Raw genomic sequence first — 2,750 nt, 5'->3', positions numbered from 1 at the left:
CGCGAGGGGGACCGAGCATGGCGGACGGCACGGCGGGGCGCGGGGCGCCGCAGCGGCACGGCGCGCCCGCCGGGCGCCCCGCACCGGCGGCGACCGCGGACGACGTGGCGATCGTCGTCGTCACGTTCAACCGGGCGGACCTGCTGGGCGGCCTGCTGGCCAGCATCGCCGCCGCCGACGAGCGGCCCGGGCGCGTCGTCGTCGTGGACAACGCCAGCTCCGACCACACCCCCGACGTGCTCGCCGCCGCCCGCGACCGGCTCGGCGACGTCCTCCTGGTGCGGCGGCTGGAGACCAACACCGGCGGCGCCGGCGGCTTCTGCGAGGGCGTGCGCACCGCGCTGGAGGACGGCGCGCGGTGGCTGTGGCTCATGGACGACGACGTCGAGGTGCTCCCCGACGGCATGGCGCGGCTGCTGTCCTGGTCCGGGGCCTTCCGCGTGCTGCACGGGCGGCGCTGGGACCACGACGGCTCGCCGTTCTTCTGGCAGCCGGAGTTCAACCAGCTCCTCGGCGTCCCCAAGATCGTCGGCGCGCCGCGCTTCGAGCCGCTGGGCTGGAGCCCGGCCAGCTCCGGCTGCTTCGAGGGCATGTTCGTGCACCGCTCCGTCGTGGAGCGCATCGGCCTGCCCGACCCGCGCTTCTTCATCGGCTGGGACGACGCGATCTACGGCTGGCTGGCCTCCCGCGCCACCCGCTCCGCGGTCGTGGACGAGTTCGTGCTGCGCCGGGCCCGCGACATCCGCCAGCTCAGCATCGGCACCCGCCAGCTCAACGCCGGTGGCGACCTCACCCGGTACCACATCATGCGCAACCGGGCGCACATCGCCCGCTACTTCGCCGCCCACGGGGAGCTGTTCCCCGCCGGCTTCGCGGTGGGCACGGCGTTCATCTTCGCCAAGGAGCTCGTGCGCCTCGTCGTCGTCGAGCGCAAGGTGCGCGGCGCCGGCCGGCTGGTGCGCGGCTGGCTCGACGGGCGCGCGGTCCGCCGCGACCCCTCGTGGCGGCCGATGCCCCCCTTCGTGCCCGCCGCCGCGGCCGCCGAGGCGGGCGGCGCGGTCACGAGCACGCCGTGATCTCGTAGAGCCGCACCCCGCCACCGGTCGCCACGAGGCGGAAGCCCGGGCGGGCGGCGAACGACCGGAAGGCGCTGTACCCCGCCGGCGCCAGGCCCGGGGGGTCCCACAACCGCCCGCCGTCGACGACGTAGCGCACCCCGGTGCGCGCCAGCGCCGCGCACACCGCGGGGTCGGTGGCGGCGTCCTGCAGGTGGTCGGCGAGGAAGCGGGCGTCCTCCCCGAGGTTGCCGCGCATGTGCGGGTACAGCACCCGCACCCCGCCGGAGAGGGCGTAGGCGTAGGCGCTGCCGTCCCACGGGGTGCCGGCCACGACGGCCCCGGCGGGCACCCAGCGGTCCAGCCGCTCGTAGAAGCGCTGCTCCCGCGGGCTCACCAGGGACAGCGCCGGGTCGCGCTCGGCGCGGGCGTTGGTCAGGCCGAGCTGGTCGCCGTTGCCCCGCACCTGCGGCACCGCGGCGCCCAGGCCCGCCACCACGGCGAGCACCCCCGCGAGGGCACCGGCCCGGCGGCGCAGCACCCGCGCGAGGACCCGGCCGAGGACCAGCGCCCCGAGCACGGCCAGGGCCACCCCGGTGACGGGCACCGTCGAGGCCAGCCGGAAGCGGTCGTTGTACCAGGGCCCCGTCACCACCTGCGCGAACGGCGCGTCGGTGCCGGCGGCGATGACGTCCAGGGCCGCGACGAGCAGGTGGGCCGGGACCAGCCAGCGCCAGCGGGGCCGGGCGAGGCAGGCCAGCAGACCCACGAGGACGAGGACGGGGACGACGACGCCGGTGCCGGCACCGGCGGGGGCGTGGGTGAGCTCCTCCACGACCGCGTCGCCGACGCTGCGGGTGGCCGGCCAGTCCGCGCTCGTCATCGTGCGCAGCCGCGGGCTCAGCGCCGCCAGCGCCCCCGCCACGGCGACCACCCCGGCGACGAGGCCGGCCAGCGCCGGCCACCGCACCCGGGTGCGCCGCCACGGCAGCAGCACCCCCGGCAGCGCGGTGACCACGACGAGCGCGGTGCACTGCAGCAGCCCCAGCAGGAAGGAACCGGGGTGGCCGACGACGGCGGCACCGAGGGCGGCCGCGGCCAGCAGCAGGGAGCGCAGCCGCGCGCCGGTGGCGTGCTCGCCGGGGTCCTCGCCGGGGTCCTCGCCGCGCAGCGGTCCGGTGGCGTGCAGCGGTCCGGTGGCGTGCAGCAGGGCGCCGAGCGCGGCGGGCAGCACCGCCGTGCCCACCGTCTGCGGCCACAGCGCGCCCCAGCGGTCGATCAGCCAGGGGAAGGCGACGAACGCCTGGCTGAGCACGCCGGCCAGCAGCAGCGGCACCGGCGCCGGCCCGGCGAGCCGGCGCACCAGCAGCAGGCACGACAGCGGCCACACCAGCCCGGCCACGACGAGGACGAGGACGTCGGCGGCCACCACCACCGGCGCCCCGGCCAGCGCGAGCAGCGAGGCCAGCGCGTGCCAGCCCGCCGGGTAGTAGGCGGAGGCCGCGGACGGCGACGTCAGCCGGGCCACCGAGGCCGGGGAGGCGTCGCCGGTGTCGAGGACCCGCTGCACGGCGTTGAGGTGGAACATCGCGTCGAACGTCTGCGACACCGCGTCGGGCCGGCCGAGGCCCCGGTCCACGGCCAGGGCCGCCAGCACGAAGGCGCAGGCCCGCCCGGCCAGCGCGGCCGCCGCCG

2 protein-coding genes are annotated in these 2,750 nt (G+C 78.0%); one reads left to right on the top strand and one right to left on the bottom strand.

Annotation, left to right across the window (positions count from 1 at the left end; genetic code table 11):
• Positions 1-1,076: glycosyltransferase (locus ABEB16_RS03020; protein WP_345710798.1), on the top strand; the 1,076-nt coding region annotated here is incomplete at its 5' end.
• On the opposite strand, the gene ABEB16_RS03015 is transcribed toward ABEB16_RS03020, so the two are convergent.
• A partial coding sequence (locus tag ABEB16_RS03015; protein WP_345710797.1) for a DUF6541 family protein occupies positions 1,060-2,750 on the bottom strand: 1,691 nt, incomplete at its 5' end. The two genes, ABEB16_RS03020 and ABEB16_RS03015, sit on opposite strands and share 17 nt — an antisense overlap.

This window comes from Kineococcus glutinatus (assembly GCF_039542765.1).
In the GTDB taxonomy this organism is placed as follows: Bacteria; Actinomycetota; Actinomycetes; order Actinomycetales; family Kineococcaceae; genus Kineococcus_A; species Kineococcus_A glutinatus.
This window is presented reverse-complemented; position numbering and strand designations above follow the sequence as displayed.